14 protein-coding genes are annotated in these 20,206 nt (G+C 69.1%); 4 read left to right on the top strand and 10 right to left on the bottom strand.

What is annotated here, in order from left to right; translation table 11 throughout:
* Positions 1–76 precede the first annotated feature (76 nt).
* The 4 genes from M4J07_RS26065 to M4J07_RS26050 form a co-directional block, all read right to left on the bottom strand.
* Positions 77–1,126 (bottom strand): DUF4429 domain-containing protein, encoded by a 1,050-nt coding sequence (locus tag M4J07_RS26065; protein ID WP_255975446.1) that lies wholly within the window; start codon positions 1,124–1,126, stop codon positions 77–79.
* 122 nt (positions 1,127–1,248) lie between these two features.
* Positions 1,249–2,541, bottom strand: a complete 1,293-nt coding sequence (locus M4J07_RS26060; RefSeq protein ID WP_255975445.1) for a ThuA domain-containing protein — start codon at positions 2,539–2,541, stop codon at positions 1,249–1,251.
* Positions 2,542–2,564: 23 nt separating this feature from the next.
* Complete coding sequence (locus M4J07_RS26055) at positions 2,565–4,742, bottom strand: RICIN domain-containing protein (protein ID WP_255975461.1); 2,178 nt, start codon at positions 4,740–4,742, stop codon at positions 2,565–2,567.
* Positions 4,743–4,849: 107 nt separating this feature from the next.
* The gene (locus tag M4J07_RS26050) at positions 4,850–6,274 is read right to left on the bottom strand and encodes a lectin (protein WP_255975444.1); all 1,425 of its coding nucleotides are present in this window, start codon (positions 6,272–6,274) and stop codon (positions 4,850–4,852) included.
* 375 nt (positions 6,275–6,649) lie between these two features.
* Here M4J07_RS26050 and M4J07_RS26045 point away from each other — a divergent pair, with 375 nt between their 5' ends.
* Entirely contained in the window at positions 6,650–7,423 is a 774-nt protein-coding gene (locus M4J07_RS26045) for an esterase/lipase family protein (RefSeq protein ID WP_255975443.1), read from the top strand.
* A 97-nt stretch (positions 7,424–7,520) separates the two neighbouring features.
* Here M4J07_RS26045 and M4J07_RS26040 read toward each other — a convergent pair whose 3' ends face one another.
* The 3 genes from M4J07_RS26040 to M4J07_RS26030 form a co-directional block, all read right to left on the bottom strand.
* The gene (locus tag M4J07_RS26040) at positions 7,521–7,904 is read right to left on the bottom strand and encodes a hypothetical protein (protein WP_255975442.1); all 384 of its coding nucleotides are present in this window, start codon (positions 7,902–7,904) and stop codon (positions 7,521–7,523) included.
* Between the two features lie 131 nt (positions 7,905–8,035).
* Entirely contained in the window at positions 8,036–9,790 is a 1,755-nt protein-coding gene (locus M4J07_RS26035) for a hypothetical protein (protein WP_255975441.1), read from the bottom strand.
* Between the two features lie 302 nt (positions 9,791–10,092).
* A complete protein-coding gene (locus tag M4J07_RS26030; protein WP_255975440.1) occupies positions 10,093–11,436 on the bottom strand; it encodes a capsule biosynthesis protein CapZ in 1,344 nt (447 codons plus the stop codon).
* 346 nt (positions 11,437–11,782) lie between these two features.
* Here M4J07_RS26030 and M4J07_RS26025 point away from each other — a divergent pair, with 346 nt between their 5' ends.
* The gene (locus M4J07_RS26025) at positions 11,783–15,355 is read left to right on the top strand and encodes a CDP-glycerol glycerophosphotransferase family protein (RefSeq protein ID WP_255975439.1); all 3,573 of its coding nucleotides are present in this window, start codon (positions 11,783–11,785) and stop codon (positions 15,353–15,355) included.
* 5 nt (positions 15,356–15,360) lie between these two features.
* Here M4J07_RS26025 and M4J07_RS26020 read toward each other — a convergent pair whose 3' ends face one another.
* On the bottom strand, positions 15,361–15,777 hold the full coding sequence (locus tag M4J07_RS26020; protein ID WP_255975438.1) for a hypothetical protein: 417 nt from the start codon (positions 15,775–15,777) through the stop codon (positions 15,361–15,363).
* A 181-nt stretch (positions 15,778–15,958) separates the two neighbouring features.
* Between M4J07_RS26020 and M4J07_RS26015 the strand changes: the two genes are divergently transcribed.
* Positions 15,959–17,158: a low temperature requirement protein A gene (locus M4J07_RS26015; protein ID WP_255975437.1), complete on the top strand. Its 1,200-nt coding sequence runs from the start codon at positions 15,959–15,961 to the stop codon at positions 17,156–17,158.
* 53 nt (positions 17,159–17,211) lie between these two features.
* Here the strand turns inward: M4J07_RS26015 and M4J07_RS26010 are convergent, their stop codons facing one another.
* On the bottom strand, positions 17,212–18,285 hold the full coding sequence (locus tag M4J07_RS26010) for a ferritin-like domain-containing protein (RefSeq protein WP_255975436.1): 1,074 nt from the start codon (positions 18,283–18,285) through the stop codon (positions 17,212–17,214).
* Positions 18,286–18,613: 328 nt separating this feature from the next.
* Here M4J07_RS26010 and ilvC point away from each other — a divergent pair, with 328 nt between their 5' ends.
* Entirely contained in the window at positions 18,614–19,612 is a 999-nt protein-coding gene (gene ilvC, locus M4J07_RS26005; protein ID WP_255975435.1) for a ketol-acid reductoisomerase, read from the top strand.
* 146 nt (positions 19,613–19,758) lie between these two features.
* Here ilvC and M4J07_RS26000 read toward each other — a convergent pair.
* On the bottom strand, positions 19,759–20,206 hold a 448-nt coding region (locus tag M4J07_RS26000; RefSeq protein ID WP_255975434.1), incomplete at its 5' end, for an MFS transporter.

Below are 20,206 nucleotides of genomic sequence, written 5' to 3'. Positions count from 1 at the left end.
CTGCGGGGCTCCGGCTCCCGGTGAGATGTCGTGCGGCGGCGTCTCCCGGTCGTCAATACGCGCGCCTCGCGCCGGCTCACAGGCGTCCGAGCAGTTCCCGCTTCTTCTCTGCGAACTCCTCGTCGCTCAGGATGCCCGCCCTGTGGAGGTCGGCCAGTTTCTCGATCTGCGCGAAGACGTCCGGGGGTTCGGGGGCGGCCGCAGTCGCAGCCGGCGCTGGAGGGGGTGTGCTCGCGGCGGCGATGCCTTCACGGACGGCGTCTGCCAGCGGGGCGAGGTCGTTCTTGACGATGCCCTTGATCACTGCGTTGTTCCCGGACACGAACACCCGCAGCTCGCCCGTGACCATGCCGCTCTTGGTCTGCACCGAGCTGATCAGGCGCAGCGGGAAGTCCTCCTTGGCCTGACTGACCAGACCGTGGAACAGGAACAGCAGCCGCAGGTTCGTGAGGACGAGGATGCCCTGCCGGTCCGCGTACGTGCCCTGGGCGATGAGCTGGACCTCCTCGCCGTCGTGCAGGTGCTCGGCGAGCTTCTTCAACTCGCGCCCGCCACCCAGCCGGTTGCTCATGCGCGCGGCGGCCGCCACGATGTCGGGACGCTCGCCGCTCGGGTCGAGCTTCGCGGCCAGCTTCTCGCCCCGGTCCTGCCGCCCTGCCGCCTGCCGCTCCTCGCTCTGTGCCTGCAGCGTGGCGCTCTTCTCCTCGAGGCGCTGCGCGTAGGCGTCGAGCTTGCCGACATGGTGGGCTTGCGGGTCGTCCGCGGCCGCGTACACCTGGGCGCTGTCCACGCCCTGGCTCCGGTTCATCGCGACCACCTTCTGCAGGAACGCGGCCAGCTCCCGGAACGCCTCGCGCTGCTTGTGCCGGAACAGGACGGTGTTCGGGTCGGATGCCGCCGTGGTCGCCGTCAGCGCCGGGAGCGGCTCGCCGCCGAAGGCAATCTGGAGATGCCCGTTGACCAGGCGTGACGCATCCTTGAAGGCCACGTCCGAGACGGCCGCCAAGGGCAGCGTGCGCGACGGGACGCGCTGACCGGACAGCTTCGCCGCCATCCCCTGCCGGAGGATCGTGATCGTGTGATCGTCGACTTCGATCCGCCCGGTGTAGCCGTCGTATGCACCCATAAATCCATACTGCCACTGCATCCCCACGCACCGCCCCTGCCGGTACGTCGGAGGCTGTGGAAGAAAGCGGGGCGCCCCGATCAGGCGCCCCGCACAAGAGGCCGGCCACTCCCCCTGGCAGGTCAGCCGGCCGTCACCGTGAAGCTCTGCGCGGCCGAGCCATCACAGGTCCGCTGGGTGAGTTGCGTGCTGTTCGTGGCCGTCGCGGCCGCCGTCAGGCACTTGCCGCTGTGGCGGGCCGTGAAGTGGTAGCGGCCCGTCGTCGTCTCCTTCACCGGGAGCCATTGCTGGTTCTGGCCGCCTCCGTAGGACCAGAGTTGGAGGGGTGCGTTGTCCGCGGTCGATACGTCGGTCACGTCGATGACCTGTTGGGGGTTCGGGCGTACGGCGATGCGGCGGTATCCGTTGTCCGTCGCGGTGAGGCGGAATTGCTGGGCCTGGGTGGTGTTGCAGGTGTACTGCTGGATCGCGGTGCCGTTCGTGGTGGCGGCCGCGCGGGCGTCGACGCAGGTGCCGTTGCCGGCGTTCTTCAGGGTGTACCAGGACGTCTCGTCGAGGGTGTCGTCCTGTGGGGGCGTGGAGTTGTCCGCACCGCCGAGCCATCTGAGGCCGTCCAGCAGGAAGCGGTTCTGCTGCGCGCTGGCGAACGTCGATGAGGTGCGGGTGTTGGTGTCGTAGTTCATCGCGTTGTGGCCGAAGTTCGCGTACAGCATCTTGTACTTCGTGTTGGTCCACAGGATGGGGTAATAGCCGCTGTACCAGGACTGGTTGGGGTCGGTGCCCAGCGGGAAGCTGCTGGGGTCCACGGACGCGAGGATCGTGATGTCGGAGTTCTGGCGCAGGTCGTTGGACCAGCTGTACCACTCGCTGACCGACGACGTGAACGTGGCGGGCAGGTTCGCCGTGGACGGGTGGGTGCGGTCCTCGACCTTGAGGGTCGCCGACGTCGGGCCCCAGGTGTTGGACTTGAAGTTGCCGCTGCCCAGGAAGGTGTTGTGGTACCAGGACCAGCTCGCCGCGTCCGTCGTGAACGCGGAGACGTGGAAGCCCATCCAGGCGCCGCCGCCGCGCATGTACTGCTCGAAGCCGGTGCGTTGGGCGGCGGTCTGCGGGAGGTCGTCGAGGAAGAGGACGACCTGGTAGGCGTTGACGCCGCCGTTGGCGAGGAGGTTCCAGTCGTTGCTGGCGGTGTAGGTGAAGCCGTTCGCGGCCGCCTGCTTGGGCAGCCAGTCGTTGGCCTCCTTCTCGAAGTCGATGTGGGCCGCGTCCCAGGTGCCGCTGTAGAGGCCGAGCACCTTGAAGGGGGCCGCCGCCGCTGTCGCCGTGCTGCTCGGGTGGGCGGCGGCGGCCGGTGGCGCGGCCAGGCCGAGCAGGGCCGCGAGCACCAGGAGGGTGCGTCCTATGTGTCGATGCATCGGGTGTCCGTCCTTCCGGTCGTCTACGGGTAGGTGGTGAGGTAGGCGACGTTGGAGGTGGAGTTGGACGGGCCTCCCGTGTTGTTGATGACGTGGCTGATGGTGCCGGTGCCGCCCAGTGAGACGGTGACCATGTCGTGGAACCTGACGCCGGAGGTGTTCGGCACCTCGAAGGCGCGGTCGGCGACGACGCTGGAGTTGGTGCTGAAGTAGCAGTAGCTGCCGAGTCCCCACGCCTCGTGGCTGGTGACGGAGTCGGCGACCTTGTAGGCGGGGTAGCCCTTGCCGCTGCCGTTCATCCAGGCGGCCTGGTTGGGCGGGTCGTAGGGCATCTCGTTCTGGAAGAAGTACGTGCGGCCGGCGTTGCCGTTCCAGATGACCTGGGTCTTCTGGAAGTGTTCGACGAAGAGACCGTACGCGGTGACGTTCGCGCCGTTGACGACGAAGCCGGTGTCGGCGGTGTTGGTGGTCCAGCCGACGGTGCCGCCGTTGCCGTGGTCGGCCCGCCAGATCCAGGTGTGGTCGACGATGGTGTTCGCGCTGTTCACGACGACCGAGTTCGTCGCCTTGCCCACGGTGGCGCCGCCGATGCGGACGAAGAAGTCCGAGAGCTGGATCGGGTCGGCGGCGTGGTTCGCGGACGCGCCGTTCGGGCCGATCCGTACGAGGGTCTGGGAGTTGGTGGTGCCCGCGTCGATCAGCAGGCCCGCCAGCTGGATGCCGTCGACGTCCGCGGTGCTGATCGCGGTGATCCCGCCGTCCGGTACGAGGGTGGCGAGGCCCATGCCGAGGACGATCGTGTCGGGGCGGGTGATGTCGAGCGTCTGGTTGAGGTGGTAGACGCCGGGGGTGACCAGCAGGTTCTTGCCTGCCGCGAGGGCCGCGTTCATGTCGGCGGCGGTGGCGCCGGGCTTGACGATGAAGAACTGGTCGAGCGGGAGTGACGTGCCCGCCGGGGTGTTGCCGCTCCACGTCGTGCCGGTGGCGTTGGCCCGCAGGGCGGGCACGAACACCTTGTAGGCGCCTGCCCCGTCCACGTAGAGGAACGGCTTCTCGCGGATCGTCGGGGTGCTCGCGACGTTCGTGTACGTGGGGAAGGACTGGGCGGGTGCGCCCTGGTCGCCGACGAAGACCATGTTCCAGTTGGAGCCCGACCAACTGCCCATCTGGGAGTTGCGGGTCAGGAACTGCTGCTGGGAGCCGGAGCGGATCTGGCCGTCGACCTTGGTGTCGGAGATGAAGCCGCCGCTGGACCAGCCGCCGTCGTCGAGCGCGAGGTTGCCGCGCACGTGCATGCGCCGGTACGGGGCGGCCTGCGAGACGGCCCAACGGTCGGTGCCGCCGGTCGGGTTGACCGACATGTTCTCCGCGGAACGCCAGAAGTTCTGTGTGGCGTTGCCCTGGAACCAGTCGGCCTCCGCGTGCACGGAGCCGTTGATCGTCACGTCGTCCGGGGACAGGCCGAGTCCCGCGACCTGGGTGTAGAAGCCGACGTTGGCGTTGGCACTGTACGTACCCGGCTTGAACAGCAGGGCCTGGCGGGCCGCGCCGAACTGGTTGGTCTCCTGCTGGGCGAAGACCGAGTTCAGCTTGGACTGGATGCCGGCGGACGACATCGACGGGTCGAAGACGGTGACGTTGGGGCCGAAGTCCGGGGTACCGGGCGGGTTCGTCGTGCCGCCGCCGAGCGTGAAGGACTGCGCGGCGGTGCCGTTGCAGGTGTACTGCGCCAACTGCACGCTGTCCGCGGTGGAGGCGGCCGGCACGTCGAGGCACTTGCCGCTGTTGCGGTTCACGAAGTGGTACGCGCCGTCGGCCTCGGCGACGGGCAGCCACTGCTGGTTCGCGCCGCTGGAGTACGACCACAGCTGGACGGCGGCCGAGTCGGCGGTCGACACGTCGGTGACGTCCCACGCCTTACTGCCGTCCAGGGCACTGTTCACGCGGTAGTAGCCGCCGCTGGTGGCCACCAGCTGCCAGTTCTGGGCGCTGCTGCCGTTGCAGCTGTACTGCTGCACGGCGGTGCCGTCGGCGCTCGCCGCCGCTCGGGCGTCGACGCACTTGCCGCTGCCCTTGTTGATCACGGTGGTGGCGCCGGTCGGGAGCGCGGCGGCCGCGGCGGGTGCGGTGCCTGCTGCGCTGGGCTGCGCGCTCGCCGGTGTCTGCACGGCGAACTCGACGCCCGTCGCGGTCGTCGCCACGAGTGCGATCGCGGTGAGGGCTCTGGGTATCCGGTGTCTGGGCGCGGATCCGGGCACGTGTCTGAGCGCGGATGTGAACACGGAGGTCTCCTGTGGGGGGTGGGCCGTCAGCCGGTGTACTTGGCGAAGATGCCGGTGAACTGCCAGGCGCTCTGCGACACACCCGAGCAGGTGTCGTCGTTCGGGTAGGCGCCGGAGCAGGGCCGGTCGCGGTTCGCCGACCAGAACGTCAGGCGCGCGAGGTGGTGCTGCTGCGCGTAGCCGAGGATGGTCTGGAAATCGGCGGGGGTGACGGTCTCGTTGTCGTCGGTGATCCCGTTCATGGACGAGATGCCCATGCCGCGGTACGCCTGGTCGTCGCTGTAGCCGTACGCGTTCTTGAGGGCGTTCTTGAGGCCCTCGGCCGCCCGGGTCGTCAGCGTCCCCATGTTCTGGCCTGCACCGCCGAAGTCGAACGGCATGATGGTCCAACTGTTCACCGTGAGACCGGAGTTGGCGGCCCGGTTGATCAGGCTCGTGTCCGGTCCTGACTGGCCGGTGCCGATGGTGACGTACACCTTGATGCCCGGGTTGTTGGCCTTGACCGTCTTGAGCGCGTCGACCGTGCGCTGCTGCACGGTCCCGTTGCTGTAGGCGTCGGCCTCCAGGTCGATGTCGATGGCCTTGAGCCCGTACGCGTCGATGACCTTCTGGTACGCGCCGGCGAGCGCGGAGGCGCTGGTGCAGGAGCTCTCCAGCTTGTTGCCGCTGTAGCCGCCGAAGGAGGGGATGACGTCGCCGCCGTTCGCCCGGACGGTGTTGACGGTCTGCTGGTCGACGCCGCCGGTGAGCGGGCGGCCGCCGTCCCACTGGGGGTTGCAGGTGCCGTTGCTGAGGACGAAGGCGAGGGTGAACCACTTGACGCCGGTGGCGTTCATGACGGTGGCCGGGTTGGGCGGGCTGCCCCAGCCGTTGTAGAGGTACGGGGCGACGGCCATCGGCGCGGCCGCGGGGGGCGTGGTGCCGCCGCCGCTGGGCGCGGTCCACTTCTGGTTGGCGGCGCCGGTGCAGCTCCAGATCTGGACCGGGGTGCCGTTCGCCGAGGTGTTGCCGGTGACGTCGGCGCACTTGCCGGACTGCTGGCCCACGAGGTCACGGGCGGCGGTGACGGTCCACTTCTGGTTGGCGCTGCCCGCGCAGTCCCACAGCTGGAGTCTGGCTCCGTTGGCGGTCGAATTGCCGGTGACGTCAAGGCACTTGCCGAGGGCGCGGACGGTCCCGTCGGTGCCGACGGTCCACTGCTGGGCGGCGGTTCCGTTGCAGTCGTAGAGCTGGACGGCCGTGCCGTTCGCGGAGCTGGCCGCGGCGACGTCGAGACACTTGCCGCCGAGTCCGGTGATGGTGCCGGTGGCCGCGGAGGCGGGGGACGCGGCGAGTGCGGTCGCCGATCCCGCGAGCAGGGCGGTGGCGAGCAGGGCGCGCAGGGCGGTTTTACGGGTGGAGGCGTGAGCGGGTGCGGGGGCCTGGGGGGTTATGGAGAACGTGGGGGACATCGGGAACATCGGGGACACGGGGGTTCACAGCCCTTCATGGGAGGCCGTTGATGGGGGGTGCAGATGTTCATGGGTATGAACACCGGGTGCATTCATGAAGCTGTGGCGAACGGGAACCTAAAGGTCTGCACCAAAGTCGTCAAGAGATGAAACCAAGATGGCCGTCAACGCGGCCACGTCCACGAGGACTTGAACACAGCAAAGCGCCCGGTGGGCCTCCCGGGGGATCCAACAGTACTTAATTCAAGGCGTGTTAAGAAGGGTGCCGTCGCGGTACGACTTGCGCGCACTGGTGATTTCGCCGATGGCACCCGGGCCCGTTGCCCCCACCCTGATCCGGACCAAGCACCCGCACACCCCCGTCAGGAGGGCTCCATGGGCTCCACCCGTCCCTCGCACCGCCCGCGCCGGCTGCTCGGCGTACTCGCGGCCACCGCCGCCGCGTTCGCCTTCTTCTCCTCCACCACGACTACGGCGGGCGCCGACCCCGCCTCGGCCGCCGTCGCGCAGGCCACCGCCGCGCGGACCACCGCCCAGGCCGCCGCCGCGCAGCCACTGTCCACCAGTACGCCGGTCGTCTTCGTCCACGGCTACACCGGCAGCGCCTCCAACTGGGTCACCGCCATGAGCGTCTTCCGCGCCAACGGCTGGTCCAGCTCCAACCTCTTCGCCTACGAGTACAACTCGTACGGCAACAACATCACCAACGCCCAGGGCCTCGCCTCCTACGTCGACACCGTGAAGGCACGGACCGGCGCGAGCAAGGTCGCCATCGTCAACCACTCGATGGGCGGGCTCGTCAGCCAGTACTACCTGAAGGTGCTGGGCGGCAACACCAGCGTCAGCCACCTCGCCTCGATCGCGGGCGCCAACCACGGCACGACGTACGCCGGCGCCTGTCTGATCTACACGACCTGCCAGCAGATGTACCCGGGCTCCTCGTTCATCTCGCAGATCTCGTCCGGTGACGAGACGCCCGGCTCCACCAAGTACGCCACCTGGTACTCGGCGTGCGACGGCATCATCATTCCCTACACGAGCACCCGGCTCGACGGGGCGACCAACAACAACGTGGCCTGCCAGACCCACATCGGGTACCTGACGGACACCGTCGTCCTCGGTCAGATCGCGCGGTTCGTCGCGTCCTGATCGCTGAACCACTGAGCTCCCGGGGCGGGCCCGGCCGTTGAAGCGGCCGGGCCCACTCTGACGTGTCACGCTGCTGCCCGGCAGGCGGCGGGGCGGCTCAGGGTGCCGTGGAGCGGAAGAGCGCGAGGAGAGCCTGCGCCGGCGCGGTGTCCGCGTCGAAGAACTGCGTCGTCAGCGACGGCGGAACGGCCGCTCCCTGCAGCCGGATCTCGTGGCAGTTGAAGCAGAACGCCGCCTCGAAGAGGGCCTGGTCGAGCGAGTCCCCGTACGCGCGGACGCCCCAGCCGGGCGAGAAGCCGCAGCGGTGCTGTTCGCTGCCGGGCAGCGTGCCCATCAGGGCCAGGGCGTCGGCCGTCTCGGCGCCGGTCCAGTGGGCGGTCGCGGGGCCGGGGTACGCGGCGCCTCGTCCAGCCGGCAGGCCGGTGATCCGGACGACCTCGATCAGTGCGGTGGCCGCTGCCGCCTCAACAGGTATCTCCATGGGGACAGTGTCGCCGTGTCATCGGGCAGTTCGTGCCTGGTGGGCCACTGCGGCGCCATGCACTCGGCGAACCGTTGGGGCGACACTTCCCGTGTGAACCACGTTCGTTGCCAACATCCCTGCTCCCGAGGTCACTTGACGCAGAACGTCCTCTCGGCCGCCACCGGGTCGGCGGGAATCCGCAGTCGCGTGCGTTCCCAGGCCCCGGTGAGGTTGTGCCAGAAGCGCGAGACGGTGAGCGGAGTGCGGAACGAGTCCTGCAGTTCGGCGATCGCGCCGCAGGTCAGCGCGTGGCGGGCGGCGCGTACGGCCGGGGAGTCGGCGGGTGAGGGGTCCGTGTAGTCGGCGATCACCCAGGCTCGGTCGATCGGCTTCTCGTGGCCAGCCTTCCTGAAGACGACCGGCTGGGTATGGGCGCCGAGCGGGTTCGCCAGACTCAGGGAGTCGGTGGCGGTCTCGTCCAGCGGGATCGCCACCCCTACGTGGCCGAGGCGCGCTTCCACGCCGGCGAAGCGAACGCCGGGGTGGCGCTGCGCGGACAGCGGCAGGGCTTCGACCTTCCGATCGTACGAGGTCTCGATCAGGACGACCCGCTCGCCCGCTGCCTGCAGCCGCCGGACCTCGCGTGCGAAGAGGAACGTACGCGCGGCGTGCGCGGACTGGGTGACCGGGTGGTCCTGGCCGGTGGCGCCGACGTAGCCGGTGTGTTCGTCCACGACGAAGTGGGAGCCGTCGTCGCTCGTGGGCGGGGGCCGCCAGAGGAGCAGGCAGGATCCGGCCCAGACCGTGAGCGCGACGAGTGCGGAGGCCGTGGTCCGGGTGAGCGGGACGAGAAAGCCGGGCAGCAGTACCAGGAACAGGCCCGGCAGCAGCATCCTGCCGTGCATGAAGTCACCGCCGACCTTGGTGACGAACAGGGCCGAGGCCAGTCCGGCGGCGACCGGTGCAGCCGCGATGATCAAGGTGCGGCGTCCGTCCGGCGCGTCGTGGACCGCGGCCGCGACCGGGACGGCCAGAGCGGCGACCAGCGCCAGCGGCAGCCACAGATGGTACGGGGCGATGAAGTCGGCGAGATAGAACAGGCCCCGGTCCCACAGTGTCCAGGACGCCTCCTTGGTCACCGCGGGGAGCGGGACGAGGATGCCGTAGTACCCGGCGCGGAAGACCTCGTAGCCGACCGGCAGTGCCAGCCCCGCGGCGAGCGCGGTCAGCATGTGCCGGAGTCTCGGGCGGACGAGCGCGTAGAGAACCACCGCGTACACGGCGGTGACCAGGGCCAGGTCGGGGCGCACCAGCGGGCCGGCCCCCAACAGCACGGCTGCCGGGACGAGTTGACGACCGGAGCGGCCGGTGTGGACGAGTGCCCACCAGGTCGCTCCCAGCCAGCAGAAGGCGAGTCCGGTCTCCAGGCCCGAGGTGGCGTAGTCCCACGTCGCCTGTACGGGCAGCAGGGCGAGCACGCCCAGGGGAACGACCCGGGCCGGTCTGCCGTACAGCGTGAGGGTGCCGAGCAGCGCGAGGACGAAACCGGTGGTGCACAGGACGAGCCCCAGCCAGACGGCGACGGTCGCCGGATCCTTGCCGGTCGGCAGGGCGGCGGCCGCCACCAGCCACTGCCACAGCGTGCCCGTCGAGGTCTCCACGCGCTCGCCGATGTTGAAGACGGGGCCGTTGCCCGCCAGGATCTGCCGGACCACCCGCGTGTAGATCAGGCCGTCGTCGCCGATCCAGCGGTGGTTCCACCCGGCGAGCAGGATCCAGCACGCCGGGAGGACGACGGCGAGGGTCCGCCATGGGAAGCCGCGACCCGACCGCGTGGTGGGGAGAGCCGAGGGAGAGGGGGCGGGTACGTAGGGCAGCTGCTTGCCCTCGGGTGGAGCGGTCACGGAGGATCCAAGTCAGGAGTTCGGCCAGATCGCATAGCTGCTCGAAGGTGTGGGCTCACCCTGGCACGCGGTGCGCGTCGATCCGCGCGTCGGGGAGCGCGAGCGCCGTCGGGTCCCGGCCGTTCACTCGGATGGCTGCGGTGGCGGTCACCGCGTGAGGCAACACCCTCACCCTGCCTGCTTGGCTGCGCCTGTCCGGCGTCCAACTGGTCGTCCTCGACTCCGGCATGGTGTCTTCGGACGAATCACCGAACCGTGGACGAAGTCGGCGGTGGCCGACTCCGTCGCGGTGTTCCGGCGCTTCAGTTGTCGAAGACCAGGTCGAGGACGCGGCTCATCCGCACGTCGTAGAGGTGGGCTCCCGGCTTCGCCACGACTTCGGTCCGGTCGTACTTCCAGCCGTTGGTGATGCCTTGGTAGTGCCGGTGGTGGAGGTGCGTGGTCGGTTGGGCGCCGGAGCCGTCGACGCTGTGCACGCGCCACTGTGTGGTGCGCCAGTCCAAGTGGCCGGGCAGGAGCGTCCACTTGGCCGTGGCGGCTTTGCCCGTGCGGTGACGGTAGTCGACGAAGCGCCGCTGCCGGGTGGGGCTCATGGGGTGCGACGTCGCCATGGCCATCCAGTGCCCGTGGTAGGTGACCACGCCTGTCTCGGACTCCGCAGCATGCTCGAAAGCCGATCGGCCGTCGTCGGCCAGGACGAGTTCGTCGATGTCCGCGTTGATGACGCCCGCCGCCTTGGTCAGGTACCGGAACCTTCCGTGTTCGAGCAACGAATACTGGCAGTAGTCGGAATCCCAGACGTTGTTGGGGCCTCGCTCCGCACCCCAGGGGTAGTTCCAGGCGACGACGACCGCCGTCGTGATTCCGTCGACCTCGGCGATCGCGTCCGCGACGTCCTGCGGGGAGTACCGGGTCGAATTGTTGTCGTAGAAGACGATGCCCGTCACGCCGTGAACGACGTGGTAGTAGTGCAGGTAGTCCTTGAGCCAGACGAGATCATTGTCCTTTGACACCGTGATGATGGCGCGCTGTCCTGCGAACAGGTCCGATTCGTCGGGTGCGATGTCCATGGAGAATGCGGTACCGCCCACGGTGAGCGTCAATGCGTTGCCGTCAGGTGCGTCCACGATGCGCGAGCGTTGCGTGCGGCCCCAGTCGCTCAAGGACAGGGAATCATTCACGGGCACGCCGTCCACACGCCAGTCCGCGCCTTCGAGCGCCGAACGCAGATTGCGCAGCGGCGGGCCGGAGAGCCACACGCCGTCTTCGTGCCGGAACGCGTCGTAGTACAGGGTCCTGCTGTCGAACTTCTCCAGGTAGTCGGGTTGCTGGTCGGCGGGCTTGCGGGGCGGTTCACGGCGCAGCGCGGAATGCGCGGGCAACGTGATTCCGCTCGGATCGACGACCTTGATGATTTTCTTCTGCGGTTGTCCGGCAGCTCGACGGTGATCCCAGGCGGATTTCGCGCGGCGCAGCGGCTGAAGGAATTCCTCCATGGGGAGGGGGCCGGATCTGCGCTCGGAACGGCTGATGGTGTCGCTCAGCTGAGCGACTCTCTTTTCGATCCTCACCATTTCCCTGCGCAGGCTTTCCGTGCGGTCCGCCACGGATGCCGGCTCGCCACGTTCGACGGCCTCTGACGTCATGGATCGCCCCTCTCCTCTTGCCCGTTGCGCGCGATGCTCTTCAAACGCCTGACCGCACCTCGGCGCGGGCTTTCAGCTCCAACAGATCGCGCAGCATACAGTCGCGCGCGGGCCTTGAGGACCGCCAGGACAGAGGGAACATTCCCGCACGCATGTCATTTTCATATTTACACAGAAGGAAAATGCTGCGGGCTTCTCCCGGCGGGGCCGTGCCCTTGCACATAACCCGTCGTTAACGCGAGCGACGCGTGGCGTACCCCGCTGAGACCGGCTGCGTCTACGTGCTTCTCCTTGCCCACGCGCGTGCTTCGCAGGAGACGCCCGGCAGCCCAGAGAAAGGCTCCAGGTGTCCCTCGTTCCCCGGTTGAGCGTCGTCGTGCCCGTGTACAACGTGGAGCGTTATCTCGCCGCGTGTTTGGACTCGCTGGTCGCGCAGACCTTGCGGGAGCTGGACATCGTGGTGGTCGATGACGGGTCGCCCGACGGCTCGGCGGCGATCGCCGCCGAGTACGCAGCACGTGACTCCCGGATCCGGCTGGTGCGCCAGGACAATGCGGGGCTCGGTGCGGCGCGCAACGCGGGTGTGGCCGCGGCCGACCCGCGCACCGAGTACCTGGCCTTCGTGGACAGCGACGACACCGTGCCGCCGGACGCCTACCGGACGATGGTGGACAGTCTCGACGTGACGGGGTCGGACTTCGCCACGGGGAACGTGCACCACGTGAACTCGGCGAAGACCTGGCAGGTTCCGCTGTTGTCGATGCTGGGCAAGCAGACGCGGCCCGCCACCCACATCCGCGAGTTTCCGGGACTGGTCGCGGACCGTATCGCGTGCAACAAGGTCTTCCGGCGGTCGTTCTTCTCGGAGCACGGCCTCGTGTTCCCCGAAGGGGTGCTCCACGAGGACATCCCCGTCGTGGTTCCCGCGCACTATCTCGCGCGCGCGGTGGACGTCATCGCCGACGTCACGTACTACTGGCGGACGCGCGACGCGGGCGCGGAGGCATCGATCACCCAGCGGCGCACGGTGCCCAAGGCAGTGCGCGATCGCGTCGCCGCGGTGCAGCACGTCTCCGACTTCCTCGCCTCGCGCCCGGAGCCGGAGTACGCCGCCCACAAGCGTGCCTACGACGCGCGGACCCTCAAGGACGATCTCAAGATCTTCCTCGATGTGTTCCCCGAGGGCGACGACGAGTTCCGCACCACGTTCATGACGGCGGTCAACTCGTTCCTGGACACGATCGACGAAGAGTTGGTGCTCGCCCTGCCCATCGCCCTGCGGGTGAAGTGGCTGCTGGTGCGCGCACGGCGTACGCAGGAGCTGGTCGCGCAGATCGCTGCCGAACGCAGCCGCGAGCCGCTGGAGATGAAGGGACTGGTGCGCAAGTACGCGGCCCCCGCGGCGCTGCGCGACTCGGACCTGAAACTGCCGAAGAAGTCTCTGCGCTTCGATCGCGAGCTGAACCTGAAGACGCCCTTGCGTGACGCCCGCTGGGAGGCCGGCAAGCTGGTCCTCTCCGGGGACGCCTGGATCCACCGGATGGATGCGCCGAACCGCTTCTCCACGGTCAAGGTGCTGCAGTTGCGGCGCACAGGCAGCCGTCGGCGCATCGTGATTCCCCTGCGCAACCGCTACAGCCCGCTGTGCACCACCGATTCGGGGCAGGCGCTGCACAACTACGACTGGGCCGGCTGGCAGTTCGTCCTGGACCCCGAGCGGCTGCGTGGCCGGGGCGGGCGCTGGGAGGAGTCGACCTGGAGTGTCGGCATGTTCGTCATGACCGGCGCGCAGCGACGCAAGCTCGGGGTGCAGGCGTCGGGTGCTTCACGCGCTCACTATCCGCCCTACCGCTGGCTGGACGACGAGTTCCGGCTGCGTCCGTTCATCACCAAGAACCAGCTCAAACTGCGGGTGGAGAGGATCCAGGCGGTCGTCCTCGCGCACCATCCGGATCCGTCGACGGACGGTGTCACCGTCGAGGGCGACATCCGCACCGTCCTCACCGATGACGAGGCAGCTTCCGCCGTGCTGCGTGTGCGGTCGTCCGACACCGACCACGTGCTGAACCTGCCGCTGGACGTCTCGGCCCGCGATGAACGCGGACGGCGCTCCTTCCGCATCACCGCTCCCCTGTCCTCGTTCGCGGGCGAAGCCCCTTCGTGCAGCTGGTCCACCGACATCGTGGTGTCCGACGGGCCCGGCGCCGAGGAGCGCAGGTTCGGCGCTGTCATGGCCGACGGACTCTGCGACGCGTCGTACTCGTTGAACACGCCTGGTGCGGACGGTCCGGCCACCGAGATCGCCGTGATTGCCGGCCACACCGGCTACTTGAAGTTCCGGCACCGCCCTGTCCACGCGCTCCTGACCGAGTTGGAGGAGGGCGACTCCGGCTTCCGGATGGTCCTCACCACGGGCGCCCGTACGTCGAACCCCTCGCTCGTGGTCTGTGCCAACGGCCGGTTCGAGGAGCGGCTCGTGCCGATGCGTCGCGTCGGCGGACCCGTGGGCGGCCGCACGACGTTCGAGGCGGTCTTCGACCCGGCGCGCACCGGCCGTGAGGGGGACAAGCCGCTGCCCGTCGGGCGCTGGGACTTCAGGCTGCGCGACGACGGCCACCCGGATGACGTCCCCGTCTGCCTGGACCGGCTCCTGTCGGAGACGCTCCCTCACCACACGGTCCGACGGGGCCGCCGCTACTGGATGGAAGCACGCCGCTTCGACCAGGTGCAGCTCAACTGCCGCAGCGAGCTCAGCGACCTGGAGCGCGGACCCTACCGGCAGCTCGAACTCCGCACCAGCGTCTACCGCCGCCTGCACCGCACCGCACCGCTGCGCGACCAGGTCTTCTACTTCTCCTACAACGGCAAGCAGTACTCCGACAGCCCGCGCGCCATGCACGAGGAACTCCTGCGGCGAGGCACACACCTGCGGCACCTGTGGGCAGTGCGCGACGGGCAGGTCTCGCTGCCCGCGGGCACGGAACCGGTGCCCATGTGGAGCCGCGCATGGTTCGAGGCGCTCGCGACGAGCCGCTACATCGTGACGAACGGACACCTGCCGGAGTGGATCGAGCGGCGGCCCGGCCAGGTCGTCGTCCAGACCTGGCACGGCACCATGCTCAAGAAGATCGGCCACGACATCGAGACGCTGCACTTCGACAAGGAGTACCAGAACCGGCTGCGGCTGGAGGCCCAGCAGTGGAGCCTTCTCGTGTCCTCCAACCGGTTCTCCACCCCCATCCTGAAGCGCGCGTTCTCCTTCGACGGCGAGATCGTCGAGACGGGCTATCCGCGCAACGACTACCTCTACCGGTCGGACATCGAGGCCTTCGCAAAGGAAGTGCGGGAGAAGATCGGCATCCCGCACGGCAAGAAGGTCGTGCTGTACGCACCTACGTGGCGTGATGACCTCAAGCACGGTGCCGGGCGGTTCAAGTTCGACATGCAGCTCGACGTCGAGGCGGCCAGGGACGCGCTCGGCAGCGACCACGTCCTGCTGGTGCGCCGCCACTCCAACATCGTCGACCGCGTACCGGGCGCCGACAACGGTTTCGTGTTCGACGTGTCGGACTACCCGGACATCGCCGACCTCTACGCGGCCTGCGACATCCTCGTCACGGACTACTCCTCGGTGATGTTCGACTTCGCCCACACCCGCCGGCCCATGCTGTTCTTCACCTACGATCTCGAGCACTACCGGGACACCCTGCGCGGCTTCTACTTCGACTTCGAGAAGAACGCGCCCGGCCCCCTGCTGCGCACCTCGGAGCAGGTGATCGACGCCGTGCGCTCCATCGACACGGTCCGCACCGACCACCGGGACCGGTACCGCACGTTCCTGGAGACGTTCTGCGACCTCGACGACGGGCGCGCTTCCGCGCGGGTCGTGGACCGCATGCTCGAGATCGGTACCGCCTGAGCGGGTCAGCCTCGTCGCCCGGTCTCGACTCTGAACAGGACCGTGCCCTGTGGGCCGTGCTCCACCTCACCGACTCCCGGTAGCCGGTCGAACGTCTTCGCCTGCGCCGGCGTCGCGAGAATCCAGCGCACGTCGTACCTGGCGAGTGCCTGCAGCCTGGACCTGGGAGCGGCGGTCGGCGCGAAGACGGTCCGCAGCGCCGACCACCGTGCGGCCGCCTCCCTCCCGGCGAGTGCCGGGTCGGGCCATGCGGGGCTGACCAGAGACATGCCGTAGGCGGGGATCAGGTGGTTCAGCGGCTTGGCGGTCGCCGCGACGACATCGCCGCGCTTCATGTGCACGGCGGCCCAGTCCGGGTGCGGCCACAGTTCATAGGGCTGGGGCAGCAGTCGCCTGGCCGCGGCCACTCTTGAGTCGGGCACCAGCCACACGAGCGGAGACGCCCGGTACTGCTCGGCGCATGCGCCCAGCCGGGCGCTGTCACACATTCCTGCCGCGCCCGGTCGTAGAGAACGGCCCCCGGCCTACGCGCACTCCACTTCGGACGGTGCTCGCCGTCGACGGCCCTCCTGTCCTCCCCACCCTCCTCCAGATCAGGACGTCATGAGTCAGTCCACGAACGCGTTCTCCGCCTGGTACCGGCCGATGCGCGCCCGGCACGCCGGTGAGGAGCACCGGGCCGCCAGCGCGCTGGAGTTGTTCTTCGACCTTTGCTTCGTCGCCGCTGTCGCGCAGGCGTCGTCGGCGTTCGAGCACGAGATCGCGTCGGGCCGGGCGGGGCACGGGCTGGTCGGTTATGCGCTCGTGTTCTTCGCGATCTGGTGGGCGTGGATGAACTTCACGTGGTTCGCCTCGGCCTACGACACGGACGACGTCCCGTACCGTCTGCTGACGCTGATTCAGATCATCGGGGCCCTGGTCATGGCCTCGGGGGCCGCCGAGGCGCTGGAGCACGGGGACTTCACCCTCATCACGTGGGGGTACGTGGTGATGCGGCTGGCCATGGTCAGTCAGTGGTTGCGTGCCGCTTGTACGGATCGTGAGCGGCGGCGGTCCGCGTTGCGGTACGCCGTGGGCATTCTGGTTCTGCAGGTCGGCTGGCTGGTTCGGCTGGCACTGCCGGTGGGCGGGTCGGTGGCCGGGTCGGTCGGTGGTGGGACGGTCACGTTCGCCGTGCTCGCCGTGCTGGAGCTCGCGGTGCCGGTCTGGGCCGAGCGGGCCGAGGGCACCACCTGGCATCCGCAGCACATAGCCGAGCGCTACGGCCTGTTCACGTTGATCGTGCTCGGCGAGTCCGTCATGGCCGCCGGTCTCGCCGTCGGCGCCGCGCTGGACACCCACAAGGACCTCGGCTCCGTCCTGCCCGTCGCGCTGGGCGGGCTGCTGACCGTCTTCGCCTTGTGGTGGATGTACTTCGCCCAGGACGCGCCGCGCCGTCTGCGGACGCAGCGGACGGCGATGCTGTGGGGCTACGGGCATTACGTGGTGTTCGCCGCCGCGGCCGCCGTCGGGGCGGCTCTCGCGGTCAACGTCGCCCACGTCACCGGCAGTCGTGCCCTGACCGACGTCCGGGCCGCGGCGGTGTACACGGTGCCCGTCGCCCTCTTCGTCACCTGTGTGTGGCTGCTGCACCGGCGGGCCGCCCGGTTGTCCACGGCGGCCGATGTCCTTCCGCCCGCCGCGGCTCTGGCCGTCCTCTGCCTGACGTTCACACCGTTCGCCGTGCTGGGTACGGGCGTTGTCGCCTCGCTGCTCGTCGCGGGTTCCGTAGTCCTCGGGCGGCACGGACGTGCCGACGAGTGAGGGCGCTCCACCATGTCGGTCGGAGCGCCCTCGGTCGCCGTCGGCGGTGTGCGCTAGACGCGGTCCTCGGGGGCGACGTACTCGAAGGTGGGGCCGGCCGCCAGGCCGTCGTCGTCCCGCATCGCCATCAGGCTCTGGGCCTGGCCCTTGGCCGCGTACATCGTGCCCACGGACATGCCGAGCATCGCCGGGTTGCCGTTGAATGCCTGTTCCAGCATCTGGAGCATCTTGCAGTACGTCTGGTTGAACGCCTCCTGCGCGGTGCGGATCGCGTGGCCCTCGGGGTGGTCGGCGAGGCGCTGGTCGGGGCGGACGGGCCGGATGCCGGCCGGGTCCACGGTCACAGGGTCACCGGTGGGGCCGGATTCCGGTGTGTCGCCGGGCTGGAAGCGGCGGCCCACGGCGAGTTCCTGGAACCGGTAGTAGTGGGAGACGGCCTTGGTCTCGGGGTGGAACAGGTCCTTGTCCCCGTCCCAGACGTCGGCGCGTGCCGCGCCCTCTCCCTGTTCGACGATCTCCTCCAGCGCCGCGAGTGCGGTGGCCAGGTCGGTGACGGGGGCGAGGTGGCCCGCCGTGTGGGCGAACGGGCCGCCGGCGACCTGGCGGGCGGGGTCGCCGGTGAAGACCTGGTCCTCGCCCAGTTCGGCGCACAGGTCCCGCAGGCCCTTCTCGACCGCGTCGTAGAACTGCCCGATCGTCTCGTAGTTGTCGCCCTCCGCCGGGTCCCCGGGACGCGCGGGCTGTTCGAGGCGGAGGAACATGCCGAGGGCTTCCTTGCCGAACGGCAGGAGCGACAGCTCGATGGAGGGGTCGGCGTGCGGCATGGTGCGCGGGTGCGGCGGCATCATGTGCGGTACGTCCAGGCGGGGTTGGCCGCCGACCGCGTTCAGCAGGTTCGCGACCAGGGCGAGGTGGATCATCTCCTCGACGAAAACTCCGCTGATCAACTGGGCGGCGTCCGCGTTGCGTTCGGGGTCGAGGGAGTAGAGCGCCGTCAGGTACGGCGGCAGTGTGGAGTGCTCGATCTCGATCCCCCACTGCAGGTGCCTGCGCAGGTCTTCCAGGGTCGTGATGCCGGTCGTCGCGGCGTCGGCGGCGGACGGCACGGTGGACTGGTCGTGGGGCATGGCGGGGAGGCTCATTTCGGCTGGTCGGTGTAGGGGGTGCGCTCAGGGGGTGCCACCGGCGGAACGCCGTCGTCGCGGTGGTGCGGGCACGCCCTCTGAGGTCAACCCACTGACCGGAGAGCCGCGGCATCTGTGACACTGTCTGGCGGATTTCACACTGATGAGGCGCATGGCTCGCGTGAGATAGTGTCAATGGTGCCGATGTCGGGTGGCGGCATGCCGCGGCATCCGGGCGCCGCCGTGCTGGTGACAGGTGGTCAACTGCCGTTCCGGGCCCGACTCGTTCGCTTCCGTACGTTCGTTCCTGCTTCTCCGGAAGGTGTGTTCCATGGCTGAGCTGTTCTACGACTCCGACGCCGATCTCTCCCTGATCCAGAACCGCAGGGTCGCGGTCGTCGGCTACGGCAGCCAGGGGCACGCGCACGCGCTGTCCCTGCGGGATTCCGGGGTCGACGTGCGCATCGGCCTGCACGAGGGTTCCGCGTCCAGGGCCGTGGCCGAGGAGCAGGGACTGCGGGTGGTGACGGTGGCCGAGGCCGCCGCCGAAGCCGACGTCATCATGGTCCTCGCGCCGGACCCGATTCAGGGCGAGATCTACGAGCAGCACATCGCCCCGCACCTGAAGGACGGCGACGCGTTGTTCTTCGGGCACGGGTTCAACATCCGGTTCGGCTTCGTCAAGCCGCCGGCCGGTGTGGACGTCTGCATGGTCGCGCCCAAGGGGCCGGGCCATCTGGTGCGCCGTCAGTACGAGGAGGGGCGCGGCGTGCCGTGTCTGGTGGCCGTGGAACAGGATGCGACCGGCACGGCCTTCGAGCTGGCGCTGTCGTACGCGAAGGGCATCGGCGGCACCCGCGCCGGTGTCATCAGGACGACGTTCACCGAGGAGACCGAGACGGATCTCTTCGGCGAGCAGGCCGTCCTCGCGGGCGGTGTCACCGCGCTGGTGAAGGCCGGATTCGAGACGCTGACCGAGGCCGGCTACCAGCCGGAGATCGCGTACTTCGAGTGCCTGCACGAGCTGAAGCTGATCGTGGACCTCATGTACGAGGGCGGCCTGGGGAAGATGCGGTGGTCGATCTCGGAGACGGCCGAGTGGGGCGACTACGTCACCGGGCCGCGGATCATCACCGACGCCACCCGGGCGGAGATGCGGAAGGTGCTCGCCGAGATCCAGGACGGCACCTTCGCGCGTGAGTGGATGGCCGAGTACCACGGCGGTCTGAAGAGGTACCAGGAGTACAGGAAGCAGGATTCCGAACTGCTGCTGGAGACCACGGGCAAGGAGCTGCGCAAGCTCATGAGCTGGGTCGACGAGCAGGCGTAGGCCGCGTGCCGCGGGCGGGGCGGGCTGGACCGCCGCGGACGGGGGCGGTGCTGCGCCTGCCCGTCCGCGGCGGCCCGTTCCGGTCAGTGGCAAGCCGCTGCCTGGCGGTGGCAATGCGGCTACCGGGCCGTCGTACGCGGCCGGACTCAGCCCATCTCTTCGAGCGCCTTGCCCTTCGTCTCCTGGACGAACCTGAGCACGAAGGGGATGGAGAGCGCGGCGAAGAGCGCGTAGATCACGTACGTGCCGGAGAGGTTCCAGTCGGCGAGCGAAGGGAAGCTCGCCGTGATGGCCCAGTTGGCGATCCACTGCGCGGACGCGGCGACGCCGAGGGCGGCGGCGCGGATCCGGCTGGGGAACATCTCGCCGAGCATGACCCAGACGATGACGCCCCAGGAGAGGGCGAAGAACAGGACGAAGGCGTGGGCGGCGATCAGAGCGACCCACCCCTGACCGGAGGGGAGTTCACCGCCGGCCGAGCGGGCGGAGAACGCCCACGCCTCCAGCGCCAGAGCGGCGGCCATGCCGACCGAACCGATGAGCGCCAGCGGCCTGCGGCCGACCCGGTCGACGAAGATCATCGCGACGACCGTG

The sequence above is a fragment of the Streptomyces longispororuber genome (assembly GCF_024448165.1).
Classification (GTDB): Bacteria; Actinomycetota; Actinomycetes; order Streptomycetales; family Streptomycetaceae; genus Streptomyces; species Streptomyces longispororuber_A.
The sequence above is the reverse complement of the archived record's forward strand: the minus strand, read 5'-3'. Positions and strand labels throughout refer to the sequence as shown.

What these genes read in the sequence shown, in the direction of transcription:
- M4J07_RS26040 (WP_255975442.1), bottom strand. Translation starts at nt 7,904, where the DNA reads ATGGAGATACCTGTTGAGGCGGCAGCGGCCACCGCACTGATCGAGGTC.
- M4J07_RS26045 (WP_255975443.1), top strand. Translation starts at nt 6,650, where the DNA reads ATGGGCTCCACCCGTCCCTCGCACCGCCCGCGCCGGCTGCTCGGCGTA.
- M4J07_RS26065 (WP_255975446.1), bottom strand. Translation starts at nt 1,126, where the DNA reads ATGGGTGCATACGACGGCTACACCGGGCGGATCGAAGTCGACGATCAC.
- M4J07_RS26010 (WP_255975436.1), bottom strand. Translation starts at nt 18,285, where the DNA reads ATGCCCCACGACCAGTCCACCGTGCCGTCCGCCGCCGACGCCGCGACG.
- M4J07_RS26060 (WP_255975445.1), bottom strand. Translation starts at nt 2,541, where the DNA reads ATGCATCGACACATAGGACGCACCCTCCTGGTGCTCGCGGCCCTGCTC.
- M4J07_RS26050 (WP_255975444.1), bottom strand. Translation starts at nt 6,274, where the DNA reads ATGTCCCCCACGTTCTCCATAACCCCCCAGGCCCCCGCACCCGCTCAC.
- M4J07_RS26015 (WP_255975437.1), top strand. Translation starts at nt 15,959, where the DNA reads ATGAGTCAGTCCACGAACGCGTTCTCCGCCTGGTACCGGCCGATGCGC.
- M4J07_RS26030 (WP_255975440.1), bottom strand. Translation starts at nt 11,436, where the DNA reads ATGACGTCAGAGGCCGTCGAACGTGGCGAGCCGGCATCCGTGGCGGAC.
- ilvC (WP_255975435.1), top strand. Translation starts at nt 18,614, where the DNA reads ATGGCTGAGCTGTTCTACGACTCCGACGCCGATCTCTCCCTGATCCAG.